The organism is Streptomyces sp. NPDC007896, assembly GCF_042959425.1.
Taxonomy (GTDB): domain Bacteria; phylum Actinomycetota; class Actinomycetes; order Streptomycetales; family Streptomycetaceae; genus Streptomyces.
The window spans coordinates 112,908-139,452 of sequence record NZ_JBIBKX010000021.1 but is presented as its reverse complement, the minus strand read 5'-3'; the positions used below and the strand labels follow the sequence as shown (position 1 = coordinate 139,452).

Here is a 26,545-nt window from a genome sequence, read left to right as displayed (position 1 = left end):
GCCCCTCTGGGCCTGCTGGTCCGACTGGATCCCCTGGCCCCTCTGGGCCTGCTGGTCCGAGCGGATCCCCTGGCCCCTCTGGGCCTGCTGGTCCGAGCGGATCCCCTGGCCCCTCTGGGCCTGCTGGTCCGAGCGGATCCCCTGGCCCCTCTGGGCCTGCTGGTCCGACCGGATCCCCCGGCCCCTCTGGACCTCCCGGACCGAAGGGGGACAAGGGTCCGAAGGGAGATAAGGGAGATAAGGGAGACAGGGGCCCGAAGGGGCACAAGGGAGACAGGGGTCCTAGGGGGCACAAGGGAGACAGGGGCCCTAGGGGGCATAAGGGAGATTGGGGATCTAAGGGTGACAAGGGATCGAAGGGCAACGGCCACAAGGGCCGCAGTCACCCGGCTCGATAGCAGCCGCTCGTTCGCATGGCTGTCTTGCAACGTCGGCGGCTTCTGAGAAGCGAAGTCTCACGTTCATGAGGAAACAGGGATCGTCGCAACACGTGATTATTGACGTGTGGTGGCGAGCGGTTTATGCAGGCGCTCGGCTGGGGTTTCCCAGCCGAGCGTCTTGCGTGGGCGGCTGTTGAGTTCGGCTGCGACGGTGTCCAGGTGCTCGCGGTCGTGCACCGAAAGGTCGGTGCCCTCAGGGAAATACTGCCGAAGCAGTCCGTTGGCGTTTTCGTTCGAGCCGCGCTGCCAGGGACTGGCCGGGTCGCAGAAGTAGACCGGTCGCTGGGTTCTCTCTGCGGTCGTACTCCACGGAGTCCGCGGGAGGGCGCGGGCACAGGGCCCAGCGGGGCGCTTCTCTCTGGGGATGCCGACAAGGCCAGCACAGCCCTAGGCTTACCCGCGTCGGCCTGGGGCCGCGGACCGGGTGCTGATGATCGGCGCAGTGGGCGTGGGACGTGGAACAGAGCCAGTGGACCCCGTGTGGACCATGGCCGCTGCGAAACGCCCGGAGCCGGTACGCTGTACCCGCTCCGCCCCTGGTGGGCGGGGCCCAGGTGGGTTGCCCGAGCGGCCTAAGGGAACGGTCTTGAAAACCGTCGTGGCAGCGATGTCACCGTGGGTTCAAATCCCACACCCACCGCAGGTGAACGGCCCCTGATCAGGTAAATCGGTCGGGGGCCGTTCTCATGTGCGTTGCGAAGACGCCCACGCCGAAGACAGCGAGGGCGACGAACCCGACCGCCACCAACGAGCAACACGAGGCGACCGCCACCATGACCCACGCCCGCCCCACGACCCGGTGGTACTCGGTGTCATCGCCCCAGTTCTGATCAACCATGTCGCCCCTCTCCCCGCGCACTGTACGGAGCGGTCGACAGAGCGCATCAGGTGTGGGCACCTTCGGCGCTCCCTGCGGCAGTTCCGCGATGGCGACGCTGGTCGTGGGGGGGAGAGGGGGAGGGAAACGCCGTGGTGCTGCGTGGGGTGCTCGCACTGATCGCGGGCAGCGTTTTCGGCGCGGTGGCCGGCGGCTACCGCGGTGTGGACGTGTGGGTGTGGGATCGGGCGGACGTAGTGTTCAGGCAGCGGCCCCGGTACGCAACGCCCTGGTGGAGTCCTACCGCCCTGCGGATCCGATTCGGGATCGCGGGAGCCGTTTTCCTGGCGGCCGGGGCACACACCCTGCTGCGCTGACGGCAGCGGCCGTCTCCGGCGGCCGTGTCAGCCGAACATGCAGTTCGCTGGTGTCGGTGTCAGGCGCTGATGTCAGCTCGTTGCGCCTTTACCCAGCCTCTGAACTGCAAGCTCGCCGGGCTGAACGCGTGCGCTCTCAGGGGTTCTCACTGGTGCCGTCGGCCAAGGACACAGAACTCGTTGCCTTCGGGGTCTGCCATGACAACCCACGACTGGTCACCCTGACCGATGTCAACACGCTTCGCGCCATGAGCCTCGAGGCGAGCCACCTCGGCGTCCTGATCATCAGGCACGAAGTCGAGATGCAGTCGGCTCTTGGCCTTCTTGCTCTCATCAAGCCGGACGAACTCCAGCCCTGGCAGGCGATCCGGCTCCGGGCGGATCGCGAACTCCACATCGGAGGAGTGGACCACGACCCAACCAAGAGCCTCGGCCCACCACTGCCCCAGGGCCTCCGGATCTGCCGAGTGAACAATTACATTTTGCCATTCCAAGGTCATCAGCCGAGCCTAGGCCTACCAGGGCTTCGAAATCAGGCGCTTGAAGCGCTCAGAGGGAGGCCACGCAGCGGCTGACTGGTCGGCCTCCCGAACTACCGCTCTGGCCCCCCACTGCTTGGCCCTGGCCCTGTCCACGTGTGGGCGGGCGTCGGCGCAGTCGGGTACTTGCAGAGCCGCGGGGCACGCCCTTCGGCATGCCCGCGACGGCTCACAACTCGAAGTCCTGGGCGGCTTCCTCCCAGGGGATGGCGCGCAGGGCCGGATCGGCGGTGTGGCCGGACGGGATGTCGGGGGTGGCCTGGAACCACGCGACCGCGAGGGCCGAGCGGTGGAGGACGGGGTCGAGGGCGGGGTCGACCGCGCTGGAATGGAAGAGGCCGACGCAGGTCACGGCGGGGAGCAGTTCGACCGGGCCGAAGCCGCCGGCGGGCAGGTCCGGATGGTCTCGGTGGGGTGTGACGAGGTGTGTCGGGGTGTTCGGGAACGCCGCCACCGTGCGCCGGGCCAGGCGGTCGACGATGCCGTCGTTCCAGCGCTTGAAGGGGTAGCCCTCGAGCATTCCGCCGTAGGTCGAGGTGAGACGCAGCTCGGATATCTCGACGGTTCTGCCCGAGGTGAGGGTGACGTGGGTCAGTGCCATGGCGCGCAGCCTAGGGACGGGCGGTTCGTGGTGTCGTTCCGTTTTCCGGTGGCTCGGGGCGTGGGAACGTCATCCGGGACGCCGAGGCGATCGTCGAGCGGGCCTCGCGTTCGGTGAGGCCGGTGCGGACGGCGGCCTCGACGAGTGCGGTGGTCAGCTCCGGGCCGATGCCGTTCTCGTAGGCGCGGCAAGCGGCCCAGAAGAGGCGGGTGTTGCGCTGGCCCTCGTGGGCGGCGAGCACGAACTGGACCAGTCCTTGCCCGTGTTGGCCGGTTGCAGGGGGCGCGCGGTGGTGCGTGCGGGGCGGGGGTGTGAGCAGGCGCAGGAGTTCGCGCGGACAGGGCGCTGGCGCCAACTGGGCGGTGCCCGGGGCGGTTCCGTACACGCCGTGCTCGGTGCGGGAGCCGGGTCCGACCAGGTAACCGCCGGCGCCGCGGATGTCGATGCCTGGGGCCAGTCGGCTCGCCGAGTTGGGGACGACCACGTCGGGCGGTCCGGTCAGCCAGAGGTGGCGGCCGCCGCTCGGGGTCAGCACGACCACCGTCTCCGGGATCGTGAACAGGTGGCGCAGAGCCAGTTCGCGCAGGGCGGCCGAGGAGTCCGTACCGGATTTGGTGTCGAGGTCGATGCCGATGAGGCGGTGCGGGTCGAGGCCGCAGGCGATGCCGTAGCCGGTCGCCCAGGGCGCGGCGGCGAAGAGTGCGCGGATGCGGCGGGGGTCGGTGGAGGCGTCGTACACGCCGTGTCCGAAGCGGCCGCATTCGCCGCGGCAGGGAGGGGTCGGCGGGTTGGGATCGGGGTCGTCGCGGTGGGGGGAACGCAGGGCCGGGAGCTTCGTGCGGGACAGCGGGATCACCGCGAGGCCGCGTTCGGCGGCGGACAGGGCGTGGGCCAGGGCCAGGGTCGTGGCCTGCCGGTCGATGGTGGCCATGCCTCCATGTTCGTACGAGTGTTCGAAAAAGGGAAGGGCTCGCCGGGTGCGGGGGTGCCGGATGGTGATTCGGCAGGGATTGATCAGAAAAGTGATGGAACGGTTCCTCCCTTGGGGTGCCCGGGAGCGAGCTGTCCGATCCGACCCGAGCTGGGGTTTCTTGTCATGAAGAGGGTTTATCGACATGTACTCACGCTTGAGGGCGAATCATGGCTTCCGGGGTGGTTCGCCGGGGATTCGGTGGGCAACTCTGGACTCGCGACGTCGTGATCAGCGCCGGGGCGGTCGGCCAACCGCCTTGGAACGAGCAGTACTTCCCGGTTCGCGCCGGTCCGTACATCCGGTTCTTGGAGGAATTCACATGGCAAGCATCCGTACCGCCCGTGTTCTCGCCGCCGTCTCGGCCCTGCCCCTCGCCGCCGCCCTCTTCACGGGTGTCGCCGCGGCGGACAACGGCGCGTTCGCGGACGACGGATCGAACGCGGGCGTGGCAACCGTCAGCGGCAGCGGGGTCGGGCACGACAACAACGGCAACTCCTCCACCACACAGCAGCAGGCGGTCGGCTCCGGGGCCTCGAACCAGAGCAACACGGCTCAGGTCAAGAACTCCGCGTTCACGGCCATCGACCAGTCGCACACCGTCATCAACTTCACCAACCTCTGGTGAGCCGGGGCCGGTTCGCCCGACCTCGACGGGCTCACCGGCCTTGAAGCACCGTGTGGGGTGCTTCGTGGGGTAGTAACGCGTCTGTGCGACGGTGCTTCGGTGCCGTCGCGCAGGCGTTTTCGCGTGTCCGGCCTCGACGGGTCCGTCGTGACCTTGACAGCCTTCGATATCTGACGGACAGTCAGAAAACCTTGTTCGTACGAGGTCCGGGAGGGCCGCCGCCGTGCACCTCGCCCCCACCGAGCGCCAGCAACGGCTGCGCGCCGAACTGCGTACGTACTTCCGGGACCTGATGCCCGACGGTCCCCCGCCCGCCGACGACCCCGGCAGGCAGCGCGCGCTGCTGCGCCGCATCGGCGCCGACGGACTGCTCGGCATCGGCTGGCCCGTCGCGTACGGGGGCCAAGGGCGCGGAGCCGACGAGCAGTTCGTGTTCTTCGACGAGGCGTACCGGGCCGGAGCGCCGGTGTCGATGGTCACGCTGAACACCGTCGGACCGACCCTCATGAAATACGGGAGTCAGGCGCAGAAGGAGTACTTCCTGCCGCGCGTCCTCAAGGGCGACCTCGTCTTCGCGATCGGGTACTCGGAGCCCTCGGCGGGCACGGACCTGGCCTCGCTGCGCACGCGCGCCGTGCGGGAGGGCGAGTCCTGGCTGATCGACGGGCAGAAGATCTTCACCTCCAACGCCCAGCAGGCCGACTGGATCTGGCTCGCCTGCCGCACCGACCCCGACGCGCCCAAGCACCGGGGCATCTCGATCGTCCTCGTGCCCACGGACGCGCCGGGCTTCTCGTGGACACCGATCGAGACGGTGGGCGGGCTGACCACCACGGCCACGTACTACGACGGCATCCGCGTCCCCTCCTCGAACCTCGTCGGCGAGGAGAACGGCGGCTGGGAGCTCATCACCAACCAGCTCAACCACGAGCGGGTCGCGCTCGCCGCGATCGGCATGCAGGCCGAGGATTTCTACGCGGCCGCGCTGCGGGCGGTGCGCACCCCCGATCCGGTGACGGGACGGCGTCGCGTTGACGAGCCCTGGGTGCGTTTTCGGCTGGCCGAGGTGCATGCCCGGCTGGCGGCATCACGCCTGCTCAACTGGCGTTTGGTGGGGGATGTCGGGGCCGGCCGGCTGGCCCCCGGCGACGCGAGCGGGGTGAAGGTCGCGGGAACGGAATCGGCGGTCGCTTCGTACCGAATGTGTCAGGAAGTCGTGGGTGCGGGGGCACTGGTGCGCTCCGGTTCGCCGGGTGTGTTCGGGGACGGCGAGCTGGAGCGGATGAACAGGGCGGCGCAGATCAACACGTTCGGGGGCGGGGTGAGCGAGGTGCAGCGGGAGATCGTGGCGACCATGCGGCTCGGGATGACGAGGGGGCGGCGGTGAGCGACGAGGCGGCCGGGCCGGTGGCGCGGCTCAAGGCGTACGAAGGGCGTGCGGCGGCCGTCGCGGGCGTGGGCAAGGACCGGGTCAACGAGCCGATGATCCGGCACTGGTGCGAGGCGATGGGCGACACCAACGCGGCGTACACGGGTCCGGACGCCGTGGCGCCGCCCACCATGCTCCAGGCGTGGACGATGGGCGGCCTGTCCGGGCACGAGGGCCGCTCGGACGCGTACGACGAGCTGCTCGGTCTGCTCGACGAGGCCGGCTGTACCTCCGTGGTGGCCACCGACTGCGAGCAGGAGTATCTGCGTCCGCTGCGGCCCGGCGACGAGATCACCTTCGACGCGGTGATCGAGTCGGTCTCCGAGCGCAAGACCACCAAGCTGGGCACCGGGCACTTCGTCACGACACGGATGGACGTACGGGCGAACGGGGAGCCGGCGGGTACGCACCGTTTCCGGATCCTCAAGTACGCCCCGGCACGCACCAAGTCCAAGGCGGCCCGGCCGCGACCGGTCGTCAACCGGGACAACGCCGGGTTCTGGGAGGGCGTCGGCCGGCACCAGCTGCTGATCCAGCGGTGCGGGGGCTGCGGGACGCTGCGGTTTCCCTGGCTGCCGGGGTGCGGCGCGTGCGGCTCCCCGGAGTGGGACACGGTCGAGGCGAGCGGAGACGGGACGGTCTACTCGTATGTCGTCATGCACCACCCGCCGTTCCCCGCCTTCGACCCTCCGTACGCCGTGGGCCTGATCGAGCTGGCCGAGGGCGTCCGGATCGTCAGCAACGTCATCGGGGTGCCGTACGACAAGGTGCGGATCGGTATGCCCGTGCGGCTCCGGTTCGAGCGGTACGACGAGGAGCTGGTGCTGCCGGTCTTCCGGGCCGGCGCGGAGGGGGGAGGCTGACATGGACTTCACGCCCACCGAGGAACAGACGGCCGCCCGCGACCTGGCGGCGCGGATCTTCGGCGACCTCGCCACCCCGGAGCGGCTCGCCGCGGCCGGCACCGGCAGCGACGCCGAGACGTGGAAGGCGCTCTGCGCGGCCGGGCTGGTGGCGGCCGTCGCGGACACGGGGCTGCTCGGTCTGGTGCTGCTCCTGGAGGAGCAGGGGCGCACCACGGCCCAGGTGCCGTTCGCGGCGAGCTGCGTGTACGGGCTGCTGGCGGTGTCGGCCCACGGTTCACCGGAGCTGCGGGAGCGGCTGCTGCCGGGGATCGGGGACGGGACGGCGGTGGTGTGCGGGGCGGTCTTCGAGCCGGGGGGCGTACAGGCGGACGCGGCGGGGCGGTTGAGCGGAGTCGTCCCCGTGGTGCCGTGGCTGCGTGACGCCACCCATGTGCTCGTCGCGGACGACCGGCGCCGGTTGTGGCTCGTACGGACAGCTGACGCGCGGTGCGCGCCGGTCGAGCTGACGGCACCCTGGGCGGCGGGACGGCTGACGCTCGACGGGACACCGGGTGAGCCGGTGGGCGGGGCGGACGCGTACGACGACGTGCTCGCCACCGCCCGGACCGCCTTCGCGGGGCTGCAGGCCGGCGTGTGCGCCGGGTCGCTGGCACGAGCCGTGGAGCACACCAACACACGCGAGCAGTTCGGACGTCCGCTCGCCGCCAAGCAGGGTGTCCAACTCCGCGCCGCGGACGCGTACATGGACACCGAGGCGATACGGGTGACGGCGTACGAGGCGGCATGGCGGCGCGACGAGGGGCTCGCGTACGCGACGCACGCGCTGACCGCGGCCTGGTGGGCGTCCGAGGCGGGGCAGCGGGTCGTGCACACGGGCCAGCATCTGCACGGAGGGACGGGCGCCGACCTGGAGCACCCGGTGCACCGGCACTTCCTGTGGGGGCGGCAGCTGGACGCGTACCTGGGGTGCGGGAGCGAGGTCCTCCAGGAACTGGGGGAGCTGATCGCGAGCGGGGAGGAGGAGACATGAGGGCCGGGGAAGGGGAGCGCGTGCGGGGTGAGGGACGGCGCGTTCGGGCCGGAGAGGGCGAGCGCGTGCGGGCCGGGGAGGGCGAGCGCGTGCGGGCCGGAGAGGGCGAGTGCGTGCGGGCCGGTGACGAGCTGCCGCCGCTGGAGATCGAGATCACGCGCACGCTGATCGTGGCCGGGGCGATCGCGTCCAGGGACTACCAGGACGTGCACCACGACGCCGAGCTGGCGCGGCACAGGGGCTCCCCCGACGTCTTCATGAACATCCTGACCACCAACGGCCTCGTCGGGCGGTACATCACGGACCACTTCGGGCCGGACGCCGTCCTCCGCAAGGTGGCCATACGGCTGGGGGCGCCCAACTACCCCGGCGACACAATGGTGTTGACCGGCAGGGTCGAAGAGGTCGAGGGCGACACCGCGACCGTGCGCGTCGTCGGGGCGAACGGCATCGGCAGACATGTGACCGGGACCGTGACGGTCACCCTGCCGCCCGGAGGTGTCTCGTGAGCGTGCGCACGAGGGACCGGCTCGGCGGCCGGGCGGCGATCGTCGGGATCGGGGCCACCGAGTTCTCCAAGGACTCCGGGCGCAGCGAGCTGACGCTCGCCGCGGAGGCGGTGCGGGCGGCGCTCGACGACGCGGGGCTGACACCGGCCGAGGTGGACGGGATGGTCACGTTCACCATGGACACCAGTCCGGAGATCACCGTCGCACAGACGGCCGGGATCGGCGAGCTGTCCTTCTTCTCCCGGGTGCACTACGGGGGCGGGGCGGCCTGCGCGACCGTCCAGCAGGCGGCGCTCGCGGTGGCGACCGGGGTGGCCGAGGTCGTGGTCTGCTACCGGGCGTTCAACGAGCGGTCGGGGCGGAGATTCGGGGCGGGGGTGCAGCAGCGGGAGCCGTCCGCCGAGGGGGTCGCGCTGGGCTGGGCGCTGCCGTTCGGGCTGCTCACCCCGGCGTCCTGGGTGGCGATGGCGGCCCAGCGGTATCTGCACACCTACGGACTGACGCCCGAGGCGTTCGGCCACGTCGCCGTGGTGGACCGCAAGTACGCGGCGACGAACCCGGCGGCGTACTTCCACGGCAGAGCGATCACCCTCGCCGAACACGCGGCCTCGCGGTGGATCGTGGAGCCGCTGCGGCTGCTGGACTGCTGCCAGGAGACGGACGGCGGCCAGGCGCTGGTCGTCACCTCCCTGGAGCGCGCCCGGGAGCTGCCGCACCCACCCGCGGTGATCTCCGCGGCCGCCCAGGGCGCGGGCCGGGCGCAGGAACAGATGACGAGCTTCTACCGGGACGAGCTGACCGGGCTGCCGGAGATGGGGGTCGTGGCGCGCCAGCTGTGGCGGACCTCGGGGCTGACCCCCAAGGACATCGACGTGGGCATCCTGTACGACCACTTCACGCCGTTCGTGCTGATGCAGTTGGAGGAGTTCGGGTTCTGCAAGCCGGGGGAGGCCGCGGACTTCGTCGCCGAGGAGCGGCTGCCGCTGAACACCCACGGCGGCCAACTCGGGGAGGCGTATCTGCACGGGATGAACGGGGTGGCGGAGGCCGTACGCCAGCTGCGCGGCACATCCGTGAACCAGATACCGGGCGCCCGCCGCACCCTGGTCACCGCGGGCACCGGGGTCCCCACGTCGGGGCTGATCCTGGGGGCGGACGGGGGGTGAGTACGCTGTCGGGCTCGCTCGGCTCTCCGTGCGTCGCGGAGCCCTCGGGGCCTCTCCGGGTAGTACGGCAGCCGCCGCCGTACTACTGCCGTATGGGTCCCTCAGGGGTGAACCCTCAGGGTGCGGGGGCCGCTCGTCCACCCTCAGGAGGTGGGGCCAGCCCCCCGCCTACAACCTGAGGGGGACATCGCTTCGGGACCTGCGGCCGATCCGAAAAGGTAGGGGTCACTCCTAGCGTGGAGCCATGACCACACTCGTCTGCACCAGGGGTTCGAACGTCGGGACGCGGACCCTTCCGTACCCGTCGTTCTCGTCGTACATGAAGGCACGCCAGCCGGTGCTGCTGCGTACCGCCCGCTCGCTGACCGCGAACCCGAGCGACGCCGAGGACCTGCTGCAGACCGCGCTGACCAAGACCTACGTCGCGTGGGAGCGGATCGAGGACCACCGCGCACTCGACGGCTATGTACGGCGTGCGCTGCTGAACACCCGGACCTCACAGTGGCGCAAGCGCAAGGTCGACGAGTTCGTGTGCGACGAACTGCCGGAGCCGGAGGGCGTCCCCGCCGGGGACCCGGCCGAGCAACAGGCGCTGCACGACGCGATGTGGCGCGCCATCATGAAGCTCCCGGCCCGGCAGCGGGCCATGGTCGTCCTGCGGTACTACGAGGACCTCAGCGAGGTGCAGACCGCGGAGGTACTCGGTGTCTCCGTCGGCACGGTCAAGTCGGCGGTGTCACGGGCGCTGGGCAAGCTGCGCGAGGACCCCGAGCTGGAACCCGTGCGCTGACCTTCGGCAGATCCGGGCCCAACGGCCCCCGCGGAAAAGTTCCCGTCCGCGCCGAACGACCCCTGTGACCTGATCGATCGTCCGGAGCTAGTGACATACCGCGTGGTATGTGCGCAGAATCAGCGCATCCCTTACCGCCTCGTAGGCAATGTCGCCCCGGGAGGACGCCGTGCTGAGCACGATGCAGGACGTACCGCTGCTGATCTCAAGGATCCTGACCCATGGGTCGGCCATCCACGGCACATCGCAGGTGATCACCTGGACGGGTGAGGGAGAGCCGCAGCGCCGTTCCTACGCCGAGATCGGCGACCGGGCCGCCCAGCTCGCGCACGCACTGCGCGAGGACCTCGGTGTCGAGGACGACGACCGTGTGGCGACGCTGATGTGGAACAACGCCGAGCACGTCGAGGCGTACTTCGCGATCCCCTCCATGGGCGCCGTCCTGCACACGCTCAACCTCCGCCTCCCCGCGGAACAACTCGTCTTCATCGTCAACCACGCCGCCGACCGCGTGATCATCGCCAACGGCTCGCTGCTGCCGCTGCTCGCGCCGCTGCTCCCCCATCTGCCGACGGTCGAGCACGTGGTCGTGTCGGGCCCCGGTGACCGTTCGCTGCTCGAGGGCGCGAGCGTCCAGGTGCACGAGTACGACGAGCTGATCGCGGGCAAGCCGACGACGTACGACTGGCCGGAGCTGGACGAGCGGGCCGCCGCGGCCATGTGTTACACCTCCGGCACCACCGGCGACCCCAAGGGCGTCATCTACTCCCACCGTTCGATCTACCTGCACTCCATGCAGGTCAACATGGCCCAGTCGATGGGGCTCACCGACCAGGACACCTCGCTCGTGGTGGTCCCCCAGTTCCACGTGAACGCCTGGGGCCTGCCGCACGCCACGTTCATGACCGGCGTCAACCTCCTCATGCCGGATCGTTTCCTTCAGCCCGCGCCGCTCGCCGAGATGATCGAGTCCGAGCGGCCGACGCACGCCGCGGCCGTCCCCACCATCTGGCAGGGCCTGCTCGGCGAACTGCACGCCAAGCCCCGGGACGTCTCCTCGCTCACCCAGGTCACCATCGGCGGCTCGGCCTGCCCGCCCTCCCTCATGGAGGCCTTCGACAAGCTGGGCATGCGCGTCTGCCACGCCTGGGGCATGACGGAGACCTCCCCGCTGGGCACGATCGCCCGGCCGCCGGCCAGTGCCATGGGCACGGACGAGGAGTTCGCGTACCGCCTCACCCAGGGCCGCTTCCCGGCCGGCGTGGAGGCCCGCCTCACCGGCCCCGGCGGCGAACGCCTCCCCTGGGACGGTGAGTCCGCAGGCGAGCTGGAAGTGCGCGGCCCCTGGATCGCGGGCGCCTACTACGGCGGCCAGGGCGCCGAACCGGTCCGCCCCGCCGACAAGTTCAGCGAGGATGGCTGGCTCAAGACCGGCGACGTCGGCACGATCAGCCACGACGGCTTCCTGACCCTCACCGACCGCGCCAAGGACGTCATCAAGTCGGGCGGCGAGTGGATCTCCTCCGTCGACCTGGAGAACGCGCTGATGTCCCACCCGGCCGTCGCGGAGGCCGCCGTCGTCGCCGTTCCCGACGACAAGTGGGGCGAGCGCCCTCTCGCCACGGTCGTCCTCAGGGAGGGCGCCACCGCCGACTTCGTGTCGCTGCGTACCTTCCTCGCCGAGGAGGGCAAGATCGCCAAGTGGCAGCTCCCCGAGCGCTGGACGATCATCGAGTCGGTCCCGAAGACGAGCGTCGGCAAGTTCGACAAGAAGGTGCTGCGCAGGCAGTACGCGGAGGGCACGCTGGACGTCACCCAGCTCTGAGGTCCTCGGCGACAGAATGACGGTTGGGGTGCTGTTTCACGTGAAACAGCACCCCAACCTTCGTATGAATGAACCCAGTTCCGAGGCCCGGAGCCCAGCGGGTCAGTTCGTGCCGATGCGCGCCAACAGATCCACGATCCGGTCCTGCACCTCGACGCTCGTCGAGCGCTCGGCGAGGAACAGGACCGTCTCACCCGCGGCGAGCCGCGGCAGTTCGGCCTGGTCGACAGCCGCGGTGTAGACGACGAGCGGGGTGCGGTTCAACTGCCCGTTCGCCCGCAGCCAGTCCACGATCCCGGCGCGCCGACGCCGTACCTGCATCAGATCCATCACGACCAGGTTCGGCCGCATCTGAGAGGCCAGCGTGACCGCGTCCTCGTCCGTGGACGCCCGCGCCACCTGCATTCCGCGCCGCTCCAGCGTCGAGGTCAACGCCAGCGCGATCTCCGCGTGCTCCTCGATGAGCAGCACGCGCGGCGGGTGCTGCTCGGAGTCCCGCGGCGCGAGCGCCTTCAGGAGTACGGCGGGATCGGCGCCGTACGCCGCCTCCCGCGTCGCCTGCCCCAGTCCTGCCGTCACCAGTACCGGAACCTCGGCGGCGACGGCGGCCTGGCGCAGCGACTGCAGCGCGGTACGTGTGATCGGACCGGTCAGCGGGTCCACGAACAGCGCGGCCGGGAACGCGGCGATCTGCGCGTCCACCTCCTCGCGCGAGTGCACGACGACGGGCCGGTAGCCGCGGTCGCTCAGCGCCTGCTGGGTCGTCACGTCCGGCGCGGGCCACACGAGGAGGCGGCGCGGGTTGTCCAGCGGCTCCGGGGGCAGCTCGTCGTCCACGGGCCGCGGCTGCGGCTGGTCGGCGACCTCGACCGCGCCACCGGGACCGTCCAGCGGCTCAGGACCCTCGTCGGCGTTCTTGTCCGGGGCTCCTATGGCGTACGACCGACCGGCGCCCTCGGTCGCTCCGGGCAGCCTCGGCCCGGGAGCCGTGGCGGTCTGCCCGGCCTGCGGGTGCGGACGCGCCGTCGTTTCGGGGCGCTCGGAGGCGGGCGCGGGGGGAGTGCCGAGCTTGCGGCGGCGGCCGGAGCCGTTGGTCTGGTGCGGGGGAGGCGTGGCGGTCTGCTGTGCCTGGGCCGGTACGGCCCCCGGCTGCTTCGGCGCCGGCTGGCGGCTGAACGGCACACCCTGCCCGAGCGTCCGCACGCTGAACGCGCGCCCCTGCGTCGAGTTGGGGTCGACCGGCGCGGCGGCCTCGGCGGGCAGCGGCTGGGCGATCCGCGGCTGAGCCCCCGGCCGGGGCACCTGCTGTGCGGGCTGCTCCGGCGGGAGGGGCGTGCCGGCGGCAGGAGTCTGCGGTTGCGGCTGGGCCTGGCGCGCGGCCGCCGCGGGGGCGGGTGCGCCGGGCGCTACGGGCGCTCCCGGAGACACGGAGGTGCCGGGCGGTACGGGAGTGCCGGCGCCGGAGGTGTCCTCGCCGTTCGGGGCCGGCCAAGGGGCCGGGGCCTGCGCGGGGACGGCCTGTGCCGGGGCTCCGGGTGCCGGGGTGGCCGGTACGGGGACGCCCTGGGCCGGAACCGCCGCCGCGTCCGGCCGAGCCGCGGCGGGTGCCGGGGCCTGGCGGGTCCGCAGTCCCGACGGCGCGGGAACCGGGTGCGGCTGGGGCGGAGTGTGATCGTCGGCCGGGTCGTGCGCCATCCCGTCGTGCCGGCCCTCGTCCCCCTGGTCACGACCGGCGACGCCGCCGAGGGCGTCCCCCGCCTGCTCCAGGAGCTGCTGCTGGGCTCGTTGCGCCTGCTGGGCCTGTTCGGCCTGGATGTACTCGGGTGAGCGGTCCGCTTCCGCGGGCGGAAGCGCGAACACGGTCCGGGCGCCCCCGTCCTGCGCGGCGGCCCGCTCGGCCGCCGCGGCCAGCGCCCGCCGACGCCGCCCGGTCGGCTGCGCGCCCGCACCTTCGGCGGGCACGGCCTCCGGGGCACCCGGAGTACCGGACACGCTCGGGGCGCTGGGAGCCGCGGGCAACGCGGGCGGCAGCGCGTGCTGTTCGCCGTCACGCCGTGCCCGCCGCCCGGACGGCACGGGCACCCCCTGCGGAGAAGCCACGGGAACCCCCTGCGGAGGCACCGTCCCGCCCAGTCCCGTACCCACGGCCGCGGTTCCCGCCCCGTGCTCGGCCGCCATCACGACCGCGCCCTCCGACACACCCTCGGCCGCGTCGCCGTCCGCGCCCTCGACCGGGCTCGGCCGCCCACGACGGCGCCCGGTGGCGACGGCGTCGCCGTCACCGGGGCCCTGGGCCTGCGCGGGCACGGACACCTCGGCGGCCTCCTGCGCCGCGTCCGTACGGCGCCTGCGCCGCCCGGTGGGAGCGGCCGCACCGCCCTCGGCCGTGACCGGCTCCGCGGGGGCGACCTCGCTCTCCAGGAAGGCATCCACGGAGGACCGCCGGGCCCGCCGCCTGCCACCGCCCTGGTTGCCGCCGTTCTGGTGCGAGGCCTGCTCGGGAAGGGCAATCTCGGCACCGGTCGACACCGGGGCCTCGGGGGCCATCGCTCCGGCCCCGTCGCCGATCGGCACCTCCAGCACGAACGCGCTGCCGCTCATCCCCGGCACCTCGTGCGTCTGCAGCACGCCGCCGTGCGCGCGCACGATCCCGCGCACGATCGGCTCGTGCACCGGGTCTCCCCCGCTGTACGGCCCGCGCACCTCGATCCGTACGACCTCGCCGCGCTGTGCCGCCGCCACGACGACGGTGTTGTCCATGTAGCCGCCCGCGGACACCGGCGCGTTGCCGGTCGCGTCGACACCGGCCACGTCCGCGATGAGGTGTGCCAGCGCCTGCGCGAGCCGCTGCGGGTCGACCTCGGCCTCGATGGGCGGCGCGTGCACGGCGAACTGCACACGCCCGGGTCCGATCAGTTCGACGGCCCCGTCGACACCGGCCGCGACGACCGCGTCCAGCATCACGTTCGTACGGACGATCTGCTCGGCCCCCGCGTCCAGCCGCTGATAGCCGAGCACGTTGTCGACGAGGGTCGTGATCCGCGAGTAGCCCGCCGCGAGGTGGTGAAGCACCTGGTTGGCCTCGGGCCACAGCTGTCCGGCGTCGTCGGCGGCGAGCTTGGAGAGCTCACCGCGCAGCTGGTCGAGGGGCCCGCGCAGGGACTGGCCGAGCACCGCGAGGAGCTGGTCGTGCCGGGCGGTCAGTGCCTCGTAGCGGTCCTTCTCGCGCTCGCCGAGCGCCGCGTACCGCTCGTCGCCCGCGGCGAGTTCCTCCTCGTGGCGCTCGCGCACCTCGGCGAGCTCAGCGGCGTGCCGCTCACGCAGCGTCTCCAGCTCCGCCGCGTGCTCCTCGCCGATCCGCTCGATCTCCTCCGCGTGCAGGGTGGCCTCGGCGTCCTTCTCCTCGACGAGGCTGTCGTACGGCCGTCGGTCGGTGAAGGTCATCACGGCGCCGACGAGCTGGTCCCCGTCGCGCACCGGAGCGGTCGTCAGGTCGACCGGCACCTTGTCCCCGGACTTGGACCACAACACCTGCCCGCGTACCCGGTGCTTGCGCCCGGAGCGCAGGGTGTCGGCGAGCGGGGACTCCTCGTACGCGAAGGACTCGCCGTCCGCGCGTGAGTGAAGGATGAGGGCGTGCAGGTCCTGCCCGCCGAGATCACTGGCCCGGTATCCCAGTATCTGAGCGGCCGCCGGATTGACGAGGACGACCCGCCCCTCCGTGTCCGTGCCCACGACACCCTCGGCCGCCGCACGCAGGATCATCTCGGTCTGTCGTTGCGAACGCGCGAGCTCGGCCTCGGTGTCGACGGTGCCCGACAGATCGCGTACGACGAGCATGAGCAGCTCGTCAGGGGCGGGACCGTAACTGTCGTAGGCCTGCTGGCCGTTCTCCAGGTTCGCGCTGGTGACCTCGACCGGGAACTCGCTGCCGTCGGTCCGCCGCGCGATCATCCTGGTCGGCTTGGTCCGCCCGCTCTGGTCGATCGTCTCGGGCCGCCGCATGGACCCGGGGATCAGCCGCGAGTCGAACTGCGGCAGCAGATCGAGCAGCCCCCGGCCCACCAGAGCCGTACCCGGGGCCTCGAAGGCCTCCAGGGCGATGGTGTTGGCGTTGACGACCGTGCCATTGGCGTTGACCAGCACCAACGCATCGGGCAGCGCGTCCAGTATGGCTGCGAGGCGAGCAGCGCCTCGGGATGGCCTGCTGCTCACGAGACGCTTCCTCCCTGTTACCGCACCTTGCCGACCGCGAGGGCCATCTTGCCAACCTGCCCGCAGCGTGTCACGCGAGGGAGTCTACGGGCAGAGGTTGCGCTCGCGGCGCCGGATGAGAGGGAGGTCGCACGCAGAAGAACGGAAGAACCTGTGACCGCGCATTTCATCCCTTCCCTCCCTACCTCGCCGAACCACGGCGTCACCATGCCCGAGCCGTGCCGCCGCTGTGGGCGGAGCCGGGGAGCAGGGGGACGAGCGCGTCCCAGCGCGCGATCTGGCAGCCGTCCGCCCGGTCGAACCGCGCGTCGACGGGCCGCCCGGCCCAGGTCCCGGTCACATGGGCGGTGGCCGGACCGCCGTACATCATCGTGCACATCATGCCCGGTGCCACGGGGGCGAAGGGGTCCTTGCCCCAGGTGGTCCGCCGGTCCAGCGTCGCGCACGCCTCGCCCACGTCGGGGTGACTGCCGCCATCGGGATGACATCGCAGTTCGTACGTCCCGTCGCCGCCTTCCGTGTGCTGGACGGTCACGGTCAGCCGGTCCCCGGACTCCTCGTCGTGGGCCGGCGGAGGCATCAGGCTCAGGGAGGCCGGCTCCGCGCGGGCGGCTCCGGCCTGGGCGACGGCGGGCAGGGCGGGAACGGCGGACAGTGCCGCGACGGACGCGGCGGCGGTGAGGACGAGACGACGCAACATGACCTGACTAACGCGAGGGGGCGCGTGCGGTTGCGCGCGACCGACGCCTGCGCCCCGCGTCTCTCAGGAGTTCCGGCTCTCCGGCTCTCCGACTCCTCGGCTCTCCGACTCCTCGGGACTTTGCTCTGTGGCCCGACTGCCTAGTACCGTGGGAGCCGATTGGTGACACCCCACCCGGCTGTGTCATCATCTGCACGCACCACTTGCGCTCGCGCGGGCGGTTGTGCGGGAGGCGTCGCCTAGTCCGGTCTATGGCGCCGCACTGCTAATGCGGTTTGGGCCTTAAAGCCCATCGAGGGTTCAAATCCCTCCGCCTCCGCGTCAAGATCCGAAGCCCCGGTCCACTTGGACCGGGGCTTCGGTGTTGAGTACCTGCGGAGCGCGTTTGCCCAGCTCACAAGGGGTGTGGCAAACGGATTTCACATGGCGGCGGCAGTCATGTAATGTTCTTCCTGTCGCCGCGAGCGGGCCGAAAGCCCGGGAAGCGGGACGAAGCAGGAAACAACAGAACAAGCACTCGTAGCTTAACGGATAGAGCATCTGACTACGGATCAGAAGGTTGCAGGTTCGAATCCTGCCGAGTGCACATCAGATCAGAGGCCCTGTGGAGTGATCCACAGGGCCTCTGGCTTTTGCGGGACGACGTCGGTCTTCTGGGCGCGCACGGACTCGTCGTCCGGTGCGGAGTGCGAAGTCGACGGGGCCGCGTGAACCCGTGACCCCGCTGTCAGGGCAGGACTGCCGAGCGCGAGGGCGCTGACCGCGGCGGTTTTGAAGGTCGTGCTGTCTTGCTTGCCTTGCGGCGTTCAGCGACGCACTGGCTCATCCCAGGTTCGTTCGGCAGCTCCAAGCGATGACCGGTGACCTCCCGGAGACCCGGGACGTGGTCCAGGAGACGGCGGGTAGCGTCAAGGCGTGGCTGGTCCGTGGGCGTCGGGCATGCGCTCGCCACTTCTCCGCCGTGTCGGAGAGGGAGGTGGAATGCCGGATGAACGTGAAGTTCCAGCCCGGCTTGCCGAGAGTATTGCGCAGTTCGGCTGTATTCGGTTTGACCGGTCGGTGTCCGCGCAGGAAGTGCGTAGGCGAAGTGTCAGGCGTCGTCGGTATCGCGCTCTCTCCGCGGACGTTATCGATCGACGTCGAATTCGATATCCACACCATGAGGATCTCGGAATGGGGCTGCGGTAACGGAGGCCAGGTGTGCGGACGTCGCTCGGGCAGTCCAGCGGCCCCGGAGATCCGGGGCCGCTGGCATTCGGGGAGTACGGGGCTGTGGCTTCGGTCGTCGTCGGAGTGTTCGGTCTTGTGGGCGTCAGTCGGCATGGGTGGCGTGGGCGGCCGGGTTGCGGATGCTCGCGAGGAGCTTCTGGTAGGTCTCACTCATGGGCTTCTCCTTTCCCTTCGGGCTGAGGGAGATGATCTCGATGAAGTGGTCTTCGCCGGCGATGAGGCGGGCGGAGCCCGAAGCGCCGTCACGGGCGGAGAGACGCGCGTCGAGGGCCGGCTGGCCGTGGACCGTGATCATGTGGGCGCCGGTGCTGGAGAGCTTGTGCTTGGAGGACGGGACGGCCGCGTTGTAGCCGTCCACCAAGCCCCGAAGACCGTCGTTGAGGTCCCCCTTCGCGCAGGGCAGGTCGAAGACCGCGAAGACGATGGCCCCGTTATTGGTCTTCACCTTGTAAAGGCGACCGTTCATTCCGTCCGTGGCCTGGGTGAACTGCATGACCCTGGGCTTTTCGGGGAGCCGGAACTTGATGCCGCTCACGGCGTCGGTGGTCTCCACCCATTGCTTGGCGGAGGTGGGGCTGCCGTGCTGACGGTGACCGTCATGATCGGAGGCGACCGTGGTGACGGCGGCCGTGTGCGGCGCCGCCGTGGCGGCCATCGCGCTGCTGGGCAGCACCGCGCCTCCGGCGATCACGGTGGTCGAGGCGGCGAGCAGCAGAAGACGCTGGAAATGGGAACGGCGAGTCATGGAAATTCACATCCCGTGGAAGTGGGGGGAGGGGGGACAGTGGGTTGACGAATGGTCTGCGTATTACGGGTTTCCGGCCGTGCATCGCATGTGTCCATTAGGCCCGGTCCTTTGCATCGGGTCATGTCCCTGAATCACGTGACGCGAGAAGTCGGGACTTGACCGAGGCCGTCGGGCTGAGCACAATCCCCGGCCCGCACGCCGTCGCCGCGGCGCGCTTCCGGTGTGGGGGTGCTTGCGGGGAATCGATCCTGCTGTCGCCTATCGAGTGAACGTCGCTGATTTCTACGGGAGTTGAATGACTCCTCGCCTATTTTCCGGCATGGAGGTGATGCTCGATGTACGAGCAGGACGCGATCGACGTCAACGACTTCGTGTTCGCGGCGACGGGGGCGCGGGTGCGGAGGCTGACGCCGGCTGAGGGGGAGCACTGGTTCCCGGCGGCGGACGTGGCCAAGGATCTTGGCTACACCAACACCCGCCAAGCCCTTCTCTGGCATGTTGCGGAAGATTGCCAACAGAGCCTCGAGGATCTTGCACGAAGCGTCTATGGAGTAGACGCCTTGAGCAAGATTGCAGGTCACGGGCTCAAGAAGTCGATGAAGATGGTGAATCTGCAGGGGCTCGTCCAACTGGTCAACGGGTGCACCAAGCCCGAGTGCGAGCCCTTCAAGGCCTGGGTGGCCGAGGTTGTCGTGACCATCCAGCGCGACGGCTGCTACGAACTCGAGCCGGCCCCCGTACAGCCCGCCTCCGGCGGTGGCGTCGCCTACGTCGTGCCCCAGGAGGTCGCCGATGCCCTTGTGCGGCTCGAGGAGCGGAACATCCGGGCGGACGAGGAGTTCGCGGCGCGGGCGGCGGCGCGGAACGAAATGCTGGCCGAGCGCAATGCCCTGATGGCCGAGGGTAATCGGCTGGCGGCTCAACGGGAGCAGTTGATGGCTGAGAGGAATCAGCTGTTGCGGGAGTCGAAGGGTGACCGGAGCACCATGGCCCGGAGCCAGGACGCGATGGCGCGCAGTCAGGAAATGATCTTTCGGGGTCAGGAGGTGATCGCTCGCAGCCAGGAGGCGATCGCCCGGAGTCAGGACGCGATGGCGGCGGTCCTGGGGCGCATGGCCGAGTCCTTGGACCGGATCGCGGGGCGGATGGGGGCGGCCGGCGGGGGCGGGAAGCCGCCGGTGATGACTCCGCAGGAACTGCTGGCGGGGTGGCAGGCGAGGAATCTTGTCGTCACCGCGGATGTGCACGCCGTGGCGGCGTATCTCGCGCCCGCGCTCGTGCGGGGGGAGGCGCAGTACCGGCTGGAGGACATCGCCGGGCGAACCGGGCTGACGGTGGAGCGCGTGCGCGACAGTGTGCGGATGCTGCTCAAACGCGGATGCATGAAGCAGAGCGGGCGCGCGGCAGACGGGGCGCCGGTGTACGTGCTGCCTTAGGAGGACGCCGGGGGATGCCGGGGACGCCGGAGGACGCCGGACGAAGGAGAAGGGCCCGAAGTCGCATCCCATACTTGCGGCTTCGGGCCCTTCCCACGTTAGGTGAAGGCGCACAGGCTCATTCGCCCTTCCGCAGCTCCTCCAGGTATTCGCTCATCAACTTTCCCGTACGGGTGAACCAGTCGTACAGGACCGCGATTTCGGCGGGCGAGTAGTCGGAGAAGAGTTCGGTGACGCGGGCGTAGTGCGGCTCGTAAAGGGCCATGACACGGGTGACCGCGTCCGGGTTCGCGGCCACGCGGACGCGGCGGCGGTCGTCGGGGTCGGGACGGCGGGTGACGTAGTCGGCGCGTTCGAGGCGGTTGAGGATCCCCGTGACGGCGCCCGTCGTGACGTGGGCCCGCTCCGCGAGGTCGCCGGCCGTGAGCAGCGTGTCGCCCGCCTCCAGGACGAAGCCGAAGCAGGTGAGGTCGGTGACGTTCAGGTTCAGCCGCTGGGCCATCTCCTGCTGGCCGATCATGCCCGTCGCGATGAGGTGGTCCATGGCGCTCAGCGCCTGGGCCGCAGTCGCGGGTGGGCGCGGCGTGCCCTGCTGCATGGGCATTTCCCTTAGCGCGTGAGATGTTCCTGGCGTAGATTTCTTAGCCTGTGAGGGATTCTAGTCCTTCACGTCACGAAACTCCGCTGTTCGGACAGAGGGAGGCAATACGTGAGCAAGCATGACGAGGGGCACACCCTCGCGGGCTGGATCGGATTCGGGATCGCCACCGTGGGGGTGGCGGGCATCGGGCTGGGGGTCTGCGCCGACAACGCCCTCGGCGAATGGGGCGGGCTGGCGGTCGTGGTCGTGAGCGTGCTGGTCACCTGGGTGCTCCACCTCGCCGGGTGGGGCAAGCCGCCCGGGCGGCGGCCGGCCTCGGAGTGGGGACTGCGGGTCAGGGACCTGCGTGCGCGGGAGGGGCATCCCGGGTGTCTGGGGTGCCGGCTGGCGGGGCGTGGGCGGCCCGCGGTCAGGTCGGACGTGGCTGTCGGCGGTAAGCCTGTGAGTGGTGAACCCGTGACCGAGTCCGCCACCTGAACGGCTGCCCGCTCGCCGGCAGCCTGATCGCCGCCCGGCTCCGTTGTCGGTGGCAACGCCTACGCTCGTGAGTGATGGCACAGACGTGGAGATGTTCGGGTCTGCGGTGGTCGGCCGACGGCCCCGTGCTGATGTGGGGCGGCGGGCGGAGCAGTGCGCTGTCCTGGGGGAAGCGGGTGGCCTTCGGGGTGGTGGACGAGGGCGTACGGACGTGTGTGGGGGCGCGCGGGAACGCGTGTCCGGTGCGGGCGGTGGTGTCGGGGCGGAGCGCGGGGGCCCGTTGTGAGGAGTGCGCGCGGCTGGACCGCGCGCACTCCGTGGCCGCCGACACGATGGCCGACGATCCGCGGCCGTACCGCGTGTACCTCGCGTGGTTCGGGCCCGGCATGGTCAAGGTCGGGATCACCGGAGTCGCGCGCGGGCCGGCTCGGCTGCTGGAGCAGGGGGCCGTCGTCTTCAGCTGGCTGGGGCAGGGGCCGTTGATGGCGGCGCGGCGGACCGAGGAGCTGCTGCGGGCCGGGCTTGGGGTGCCGGATCGGATCCCGTACGCCGAGAAGAGGGCGGTGCGGGCCGCGTTGCCGGGGGCGGGCGAGCGGCTGGAGGAGATCCGGGAGCTGCACGCGCGGGTCATGGAGCTCGAAGGCTGGCCCGAGTCCCTGGAGCGGGCGCCCTTCCAGGCCGTCGATCACACCGAGGTGTTCGGGCTCGAAGGGCTCCAGCCCGCCGTCGGTGTCGTGAGCGAGCTGGTCGCGGGCGGTGTGGTGAGCGGGGAGCTGGTCGCCGCGGCCGGCCCCGATCTGCATCTTTCGACCGGGCGTGGGGTCGTCGTGGTCGATACGCGGCTCATGACCGGGTGGGAGCTGACCGCGGTCAGGGGTGAGCAACTGACGGTTCCCGTAAGGGAGTGGGAAGACAGGAGCGTGAAGCAGGACGGACTCTTCTGAGTGCCCGAGTGTGAGTGCCCGCGCGGATGCCGTTCTCCGAGGGTCAAGAGTTGGATCCCTCTTGGATCCCGTTCGGAAAGGGCCTGGACGAGCGGGGAGACCCGGCCCGACAGTGGTTGCCATGAGCGATCACTCCATTGCACCTGTCGCAGCCCACGAACCCCCCTACTACGCCGCCGTGTTCACCTCCGTCAGGACCGAGGAGGACAGAGGGTACGGAGAGACCAACGAGCGTATGGAGGAGCTGGTGAAGGACATCCCGGGCTACCTCGGCATGGACTACGCGCGCACGCCGGGCGGGCTGGCGATCACCGTCGGGTACTTCCGGGACGCGGACGCGCTCCGGGAGTGGAGCGGGCACGCCGAGCACCGCGCGGCACAGCGGCGAGGCCGCGCCGAATGGTACGAGCGCTACACGCTGCACATCGCCAAGGTCGAGCGGAGCCATGAGTTCGAGCGGACTCCGGGGCCCGAGCGGGGCATCGGGCCCGAGTAGGACACGGGGCCCGAGTAGGACACGGGGCCCGAGTAGGACACGGGGACCGAGTAGGACACGGGGACCGAGTAGGACACGGGGACCGAGCAGGGCACGGGGAACGAGCAGGGCACGGGGAACGGGCGAAGCAAGGAGGTAGGGCGGAGTGGCAGGAGCGAGCGTGCGCGCGGCCGACGGATCTGACGGTTTTGAAGGGTCTGACGGGTCTGACGGGTCTGACGGGTCTGACGGGTCTGACGGGTCTGACGGGTCTGACGGGTTTGACGGGGAGGGCGGGTCTGGCGGGGAGGACGTACGGCGGTTCTGGGAGCGGCTGGGGCTTCCGGGGCTCGTCGATGTCCACACGCACTTCATGCCCGAGCGCGTCCTGCGCAAGGTGTGGGACTACTTCGACGCGCTCGGGCCGCTGACCGGCGGCGTCGAGTGGCCCATCACCTACCGCGCCGAGGAGAGCGAACGGCTCGCGGTGATCCGGGAGTTCGGGGTACGGGCCTTCACCGCGATGCTCTACCCGCACAAGGCCGGGATGGCGCGGTGGCTCAACTCCTGGGCCGTCGACTTCGCCCGCCGGACGCCCGACTGTCTGCACACCGCGACCCTGTTCCCCGAGCCGGGCGTCGAGGGGTACGTGCGGGAGGCACTTGAGCAAGGGGCTCGCGTCTTCAAGGCGCACGTCCAGGTGGGGGCGTACGACCCGAGTGATCAACTCCTCGACTCCACCTGGGGGCTGCTCGCCGAGGCCGGGGTCCCCGTCGTGATCCACTGCGGGTCCGGGCCCGCGCCCGGCAAGCACACCGGGCCCGAGCCGGTCGCCCGTGTCCTCGCCCGGCATCCCCGGCTGCGGCTGATCGTGGCGCACATGGGGATGCCCGAGTACGAGGACTTCCTCGCCCTCGCGGAGCGCTACGGGGAGGTGCGGCTGGACACGACGATGGCGTTCACGGACTTCAGCGAGCGGTTCGCGCCGTTTCCGCGGGAGGCCAGGACCCGGCTCGCCGCTCTCGGTGACCGGGTCCTGCTGGGGACCGACTTCCCGAACATCCCCTATCCGTACGTCCACCAGCTGCACGCCCTCGAACGGCTCGGGCTCGGAGACGACTGGCTGAGGGCGGTCTGCTACGAGAACGGTGCGCGTCTCTTCACGATCGGTTCCTGAGCGGGACGCCTGATCAGTCCCTGAACGGGACGCCCGGATAGGTTCCTTGGCGGGACGCTCAGGAGCGCCCAGGAACGCCCCTCGGGGACTTCGTGATCTTCCCAGGAGTTCCCTGAGAGGCACCTGTGTGTTTCTCAGGGAAATCACAGGTTCCCGAAAGCGTGCTCTCAGAGGACCCCGACAAGGTGTCCGCTATGACCACGACCTCGCCCCAGGGGCGCACCGAACTGCTGAGGCCGGACGGGAGCCCCGTCCGAGTGCTGGTAGTGGACGACGAGCTGTCGATCACCGAGCTGCTCTCCATGGCCCTTCGCTACGAAGGCTGGCAGATCCGCAGCGCGGGTGACGGACAGGGTGCGGTGCAGACCGCGCGCGAGTTTCGGCCCGACGCCGTTGTCCTCGACATGATGCTGCCGGACATGGACGGCCTCGCGGTTTTGGGGCGCCTGCGCCGCGATCTGCCCGACGTGCCCGTCCTCTTCCTCACGGCCAAGGACGCCGTCGAGGACCGCATCGCGGGGCTGACGGCCGGCGGCGACGACTACGTCACCAAGCCCTTCAGCCTGGAAGAGGTCGTGGCCCGGCTGCGCGGACTGATCCGCCGTTCCGGTGCCGCCGACCGGCGTTCCGACTCCGTGCTCGTCGTCGGCGACCTCACCCTTGACGAGGACAGCCACGAGGTCTCGCGTGCCGGGGAGAACATCCACCTCACCGCGACGGAGTTCGAACTCCTGCGGTTCCTGATGCGTAATCCCCGGCGTGTGCTCAGCAAGGCACAGATACTCGACCGCGTGTGGTCGTACGACTTCGGCGGCCAGGCCAACGTCGTCGAGCTCTACATCTCGTACCTGCGCCGCAAGATCGACGCCGGACGTGAGCCGATGATCCACACCAGGCGTGGGGCCGGTTACCTGATCAAGCCCGCGGCGTCATGAGCGGGCGACGACGGCCGCGTAAGCAGGGGCGAGGACGACAGCCGCGCACGCTGCGGACGCGGCTCGTCGTCGCGTCCGTGGTGCTGATCGCCGTGGTCTGCGCGGTGATCAGCACGGTGACGACGCTCGCGTTGCGTTCGCACCTTTACGAGCAGTTGGACAGGCAGCTGAACGAGGTCGCCTCGCGCGCGTCCGGCTCGTTCGGTCCGCCCGGCGCGCAGCCCAAGAACGGCATCGGCGCGCCCGGTGGGCAAAGGGTGCAGTCGCGCCCGCCCGAACTCAAAGATTTCGTCACCAAGGGTCCGCAGCCCCCAGGCACCATCGCGGCCAAGGTGGTGAATGGTTCCATCACCGATGCCCAGCGCGGTGAGAAGTCCACGAGCGACCTCGAGATGAACGCAAAGACTCTCACCAAGGCGCAGCTCGCGGCCCTCGGCTCCGTTTCTCAGGACGGCAAGCCGCACACCGTGGACATCCCCGGCGAGGGTGAGTATCGCGTCGAGTACAAGACCGGCGACAACGGCAACTACTACGGCGCCGTACCGGCCTCGGACGTCAACAGCACCATCGACACCCTGATCCTCGTCGAGGTCAGCGTCACCGCCGCCGGTCTCATCGCGGCATCCCTCGCGGGTGCGACCATCGTCGGTATGGCCCTGCGCCCCCTGCGCAAGGTCGCCTCCACCGCCACCCGCGTCTCCGAACTCCCCCTGCACACCGGCGAGGTCACCCTCTACGAGCGGGTTCCGGAGTCCGAGGCCGACCCGCACACCGAGGTCGGTCAGGTCGGCGCCGCGCTCAACCGCATGCTCGACCACATCCACAGCGCCCTGCACGCACGCCAGCAGAGCGAGATGCGCGTACGGCAGTTCGTCGCGGACGCGAGTCATGAGCTGCGTACACCGCTGGCGTCGATCCGGGGCTATGCCGAGCTGACCAGACGCGGCCGCGAGGAGACCGGGCCCGACACCCGGCACGCCCTCGGCCGGATCGAGTCCGAGGCCAGCCGGATGACCGGACTGGTGGAGGACCTGCTGCTGCTCGCGCGGCTGGACGCCGGACGCCCGCTCCAGTACGACCAGACCGATCTCGTACCGCTCGTCATCGACGCCGTGAGCGACGCCCGGGCGGCCGGACGTGACCACAACTGGCGGCTCGAACTGCCGGAGGAGCCCGCGCTCGTCCTCGCGGACGCCGCACGGCTGCAACAGGTCATGGTCAATCTCTTCGCGAACGCCAGAACGCACACCCCGCCCGGTACGACCGTCACCGCACGCGTGCACCGGCACGGGCCGTGGCTGTGCGTGGACGTCCAGGACGACGGGCCCGGCATCCCGCCCGACCTGCTTCCGCGCGTCTTCGAACGCTTCGCACGCGGTGATTCCTCGCGTTCCCGGTCCTCCGGCTCGACGGGTCTGGGACTGGCCATCGTGCAGGCCGTCGCGGCCGCGCACGGAGGTGCCGTCACCGTGGACAGCATGCCCGGACGAACCGTGTTCACCCTTCATCTGCCCGCGATCGCCGTCGATCCGTTCGTGGAAACAAAGGCGCAACTGTTCTCACAGGCACAGCACAGCGCCACCACATGGGTGCAACAGGGCGTGTGACGAGAGTCGTTCG

Annotated in this window: 24 protein-coding genes, 3 tRNA genes and 1 pseudogene; 19 read left to right on the top strand and 9 right to left on the bottom strand. The window is 70.4% G+C overall.

The genetic code is table 11. The features are described 5' to 3' along the window. Positions 1–494: 494 nt before the first annotated feature. Positions 495–719 (bottom strand): annotated as a pseudogene (locus ACFZDJ_RS45730) (IS30 family transposase); the annotation flags it as partial. A 274-nt stretch (positions 720–993) separates the two neighbouring features. On the opposite strand from ACFZDJ_RS45730, the gene ACFZDJ_RS45725 reads away from it, so the two are divergent. Further along, a tRNA-Ser gene (locus tag ACFZDJ_RS45725) sits at positions 994–1,080 on the top strand. Positions 1,081–1,098: 18 nt separating this feature from the next. Here ACFZDJ_RS45725 and ACFZDJ_RS45720 read toward each other — a convergent pair. Next, the gene (locus tag ACFZDJ_RS45720) at positions 1,099–1,278 is read right to left on the bottom strand and encodes a hypothetical protein (RefSeq protein WP_391068286.1); all 180 of its coding nucleotides are present in this window, start codon (positions 1,276–1,278) and stop codon (positions 1,099–1,101) included. A gap of 131 nt (positions 1,279–1,409) precedes the next feature. Between ACFZDJ_RS45720 and ACFZDJ_RS45715 the strand changes: the two genes are divergently transcribed. Further along, complete coding sequence (locus ACFZDJ_RS45715) at positions 1,410–1,634, top strand: hypothetical protein (RefSeq protein ID WP_391068283.1); 225 nt, start codon at positions 1,410–1,412, stop codon at positions 1,632–1,634. A 146-nt stretch (positions 1,635–1,780) separates the two neighbouring features. Here the strand turns inward: ACFZDJ_RS45715 and ACFZDJ_RS45710 are convergent, their stop codons facing one another. From ACFZDJ_RS45710 to ACFZDJ_RS45700, 3 genes are all read right to left on the bottom strand, one after another. Further along, positions 1,781–2,134 (bottom strand): VOC family protein, encoded by a 354-nt coding sequence (locus ACFZDJ_RS45710; RefSeq protein WP_391068280.1) that lies wholly within the window; start codon positions 2,132–2,134, stop codon positions 1,781–1,783. Positions 2,135–2,342: 208 nt separating this feature from the next. After that, positions 2,343–2,774, bottom strand: coding sequence for a hypothetical protein (locus tag ACFZDJ_RS45705; RefSeq protein ID WP_384924635.1), 432 nt, complete (start codon positions 2,772–2,774; stop codon positions 2,343–2,345). 10 nt (positions 2,775–2,784) lie between these two features. Beyond that, positions 2,785–3,705: a bifunctional DNA primase/polymerase gene (locus tag ACFZDJ_RS45700; protein WP_391068276.1), complete on the bottom strand. Its 921-nt coding sequence runs from the start codon at positions 3,703–3,705 to the stop codon at positions 2,785–2,787. A 361-nt stretch (positions 3,706–4,066) separates the two neighbouring features. On the opposite strand from ACFZDJ_RS45700, the gene ACFZDJ_RS45695 reads away from it, so the two are divergent. From ACFZDJ_RS45695 to ACFZDJ_RS45660, 8 genes are all read left to right on the top strand, one after another. Next, complete coding sequence (locus ACFZDJ_RS45695) at positions 4,067–4,372, top strand: hypothetical protein (protein ID WP_329366595.1); 306 nt, start codon at positions 4,067–4,069, stop codon at positions 4,370–4,372. A gap of 223 nt (positions 4,373–4,595) precedes the next feature. After that, complete coding sequence (locus ACFZDJ_RS45690; RefSeq protein WP_390938123.1) at positions 4,596–5,759, top strand: acyl-CoA dehydrogenase family protein; 1,164 nt, start codon at positions 4,596–4,598, stop codon at positions 5,757–5,759. Beyond that, complete coding sequence (locus ACFZDJ_RS45685; RefSeq protein ID WP_391068273.1) at positions 5,756–6,664, top strand: OB-fold domain-containing protein; 909 nt, start codon at positions 5,756–5,758, stop codon at positions 6,662–6,664. The genes ACFZDJ_RS45690 and ACFZDJ_RS45685 overlap by 4 nt, the downstream gene beginning before the upstream one ends. A 1-nt stretch (position 6,665) precedes the next feature. After that, positions 6,666–7,697 carry an acyl-CoA dehydrogenase family protein gene (locus tag ACFZDJ_RS45680; RefSeq protein WP_391068270.1) on the top strand — a complete coding sequence of 344 codons (1,032 nt, stop codon included), beginning with the start codon at positions 6,666–6,668 and terminating at the stop codon, positions 7,695–7,697. Between the two features lie 113 nt (positions 7,698–7,810). After that, positions 7,811–8,206 carry a MaoC family dehydratase gene (locus tag ACFZDJ_RS45675; protein ID WP_390938195.1) on the top strand — a complete coding sequence of 132 codons (396 nt, stop codon included), beginning with the start codon at positions 7,811–7,813 and terminating at the stop codon, positions 8,204–8,206. Beyond that, a complete protein-coding gene (locus ACFZDJ_RS45670) occupies positions 8,203–9,372 on the top strand; it encodes a lipid-transfer protein (protein ID WP_390938117.1) in 1,170 nt (389 codons plus the stop codon). Before ACFZDJ_RS45675 ends, ACFZDJ_RS45670 begins: the two co-directional genes overlap by 4 nt. Before the next feature lie 244 nt (positions 9,373–9,616). Further along, complete coding sequence (locus ACFZDJ_RS45665; RefSeq protein ID WP_390938115.1) at positions 9,617–10,162, top strand: SigE family RNA polymerase sigma factor; 546 nt, start codon at positions 9,617–9,619, stop codon at positions 10,160–10,162. A 148-nt stretch (positions 10,163–10,310) separates the two neighbouring features. Then, positions 10,311–11,987: a long-chain fatty acid--CoA ligase gene (locus ACFZDJ_RS45660; RefSeq protein ID WP_385370396.1), complete on the top strand. Its 1,677-nt coding sequence runs from the start codon at positions 10,311–10,313 to the stop codon at positions 11,985–11,987. Positions 11,988–12,089: 102 nt separating this feature from the next. Here ACFZDJ_RS45660 and ACFZDJ_RS45655 read toward each other — a convergent pair whose 3' ends face one another. Both ACFZDJ_RS45655 and ACFZDJ_RS45650 read right to left on the bottom strand, forming a co-directional pair. Further along, the gene (locus ACFZDJ_RS45655) at positions 12,090–16,202 is read right to left on the bottom strand and encodes a PAS domain-containing protein (protein WP_391068267.1); all 4,113 of its coding nucleotides are present in this window, start codon (positions 16,200–16,202) and stop codon (positions 12,090–12,092) included. Between the two features lie 202 nt (positions 16,203–16,404). Beyond that, entirely contained in the window at positions 16,405–16,902 is a 498-nt protein-coding gene (locus ACFZDJ_RS45650; RefSeq protein ID WP_391068265.1) for an SSI family serine proteinase inhibitor, read from the bottom strand. 228 nt (positions 16,903–17,130) lie between these two features. Between ACFZDJ_RS45650 and ACFZDJ_RS45645 the strand changes: the two genes are divergently transcribed. Together ACFZDJ_RS45645 and ACFZDJ_RS45640 are read left to right on the top strand one after the other, a co-directional pair. Then, positions 17,131–17,221, top strand: a tRNA-Ser gene (locus ACFZDJ_RS45645). Between the two features lie 194 nt (positions 17,222–17,415). Further along, positions 17,416–17,488: transfer RNA gene (locus ACFZDJ_RS45640), tRNA-Arg, on the top strand. A 726-nt stretch (positions 17,489–18,214) separates the two neighbouring features. On the opposite strand, the gene ACFZDJ_RS45635 is transcribed toward ACFZDJ_RS45640, so the two are convergent. Next, on the bottom strand, positions 18,215–18,877 hold the full coding sequence (locus tag ACFZDJ_RS45635) for a hypothetical protein (RefSeq protein WP_390938107.1): 663 nt from the start codon (positions 18,875–18,877) through the stop codon (positions 18,215–18,217). Positions 18,878–19,215: 338 nt separating this feature from the next. Here ACFZDJ_RS45635 and ACFZDJ_RS45630 point away from each other — a divergent pair, with 338 nt between their 5' ends. Beyond that, positions 19,216–20,316: a BRO family protein gene (locus ACFZDJ_RS45630; RefSeq protein ID WP_391068262.1), complete on the top strand. Its 1,101-nt coding sequence runs from the start codon at positions 19,216–19,218 to the stop codon at positions 20,314–20,316. 118 nt (positions 20,317–20,434) lie between these two features. Here the strand turns inward: ACFZDJ_RS45630 and ACFZDJ_RS45625 are convergent, their stop codons facing one another. Continuing rightward, a complete protein-coding gene (locus ACFZDJ_RS45625; protein ID WP_391068259.1) occupies positions 20,435–20,914 on the bottom strand; it encodes a MarR family transcriptional regulator in 480 nt (159 codons plus the stop codon). A 111-nt stretch (positions 20,915–21,025) separates the two neighbouring features. Here ACFZDJ_RS45625 and ACFZDJ_RS45620 point away from each other — a divergent pair, with 111 nt between their 5' ends. The 6 genes from ACFZDJ_RS45620 to ACFZDJ_RS45595 all read left to right on the top strand — a co-directional run bounded on the left by ACFZDJ_RS45620 (position 21,026) and on the right by ACFZDJ_RS45595 (position 26,532). Continuing rightward, positions 21,026–21,394, top strand: a complete 369-nt coding sequence (locus ACFZDJ_RS45620; RefSeq protein ID WP_389604549.1) for an HGxxPAAW family protein — start codon at positions 21,026–21,028, stop codon at positions 21,392–21,394. 74 nt (positions 21,395–21,468) lie between these two features. Further along, a complete protein-coding gene (locus ACFZDJ_RS45615) occupies positions 21,469–22,338 on the top strand; it encodes a DUF2797 domain-containing protein (protein WP_391068256.1) in 870 nt (289 codons plus the stop codon). A 121-nt stretch (positions 22,339–22,459) separates the two neighbouring features. Beyond that, positions 22,460–22,834 (top strand): antibiotic biosynthesis monooxygenase, encoded by a 375-nt coding sequence (locus ACFZDJ_RS45610; protein WP_391068254.1) that lies wholly within the window; start codon positions 22,460–22,462, stop codon positions 22,832–22,834. A gap of 313 nt (positions 22,835–23,147) precedes the next feature. Beyond that, positions 23,148–23,990, top strand: coding sequence for an amidohydrolase family protein (locus ACFZDJ_RS45605; RefSeq protein ID WP_391068348.1), 843 nt, complete (start codon positions 23,148–23,150; stop codon positions 23,988–23,990). A gap of 194 nt (positions 23,991–24,184) precedes the next feature. After that, positions 24,185–24,925: a response regulator transcription factor gene (locus ACFZDJ_RS45600; RefSeq protein ID WP_054235077.1), complete on the top strand. Its 741-nt coding sequence runs from the start codon at positions 24,185–24,187 to the stop codon at positions 24,923–24,925. Continuing rightward, entirely contained in the window at positions 24,922–26,532 is a 1,611-nt protein-coding gene (locus tag ACFZDJ_RS45595; protein WP_390938095.1) for an ATP-binding protein, read from the top strand. The genes ACFZDJ_RS45600 and ACFZDJ_RS45595 overlap by 4 nt, the downstream gene beginning before the upstream one ends. The last annotated feature ends 13 nt before the right edge of the window (positions 26,533–26,545 follow it).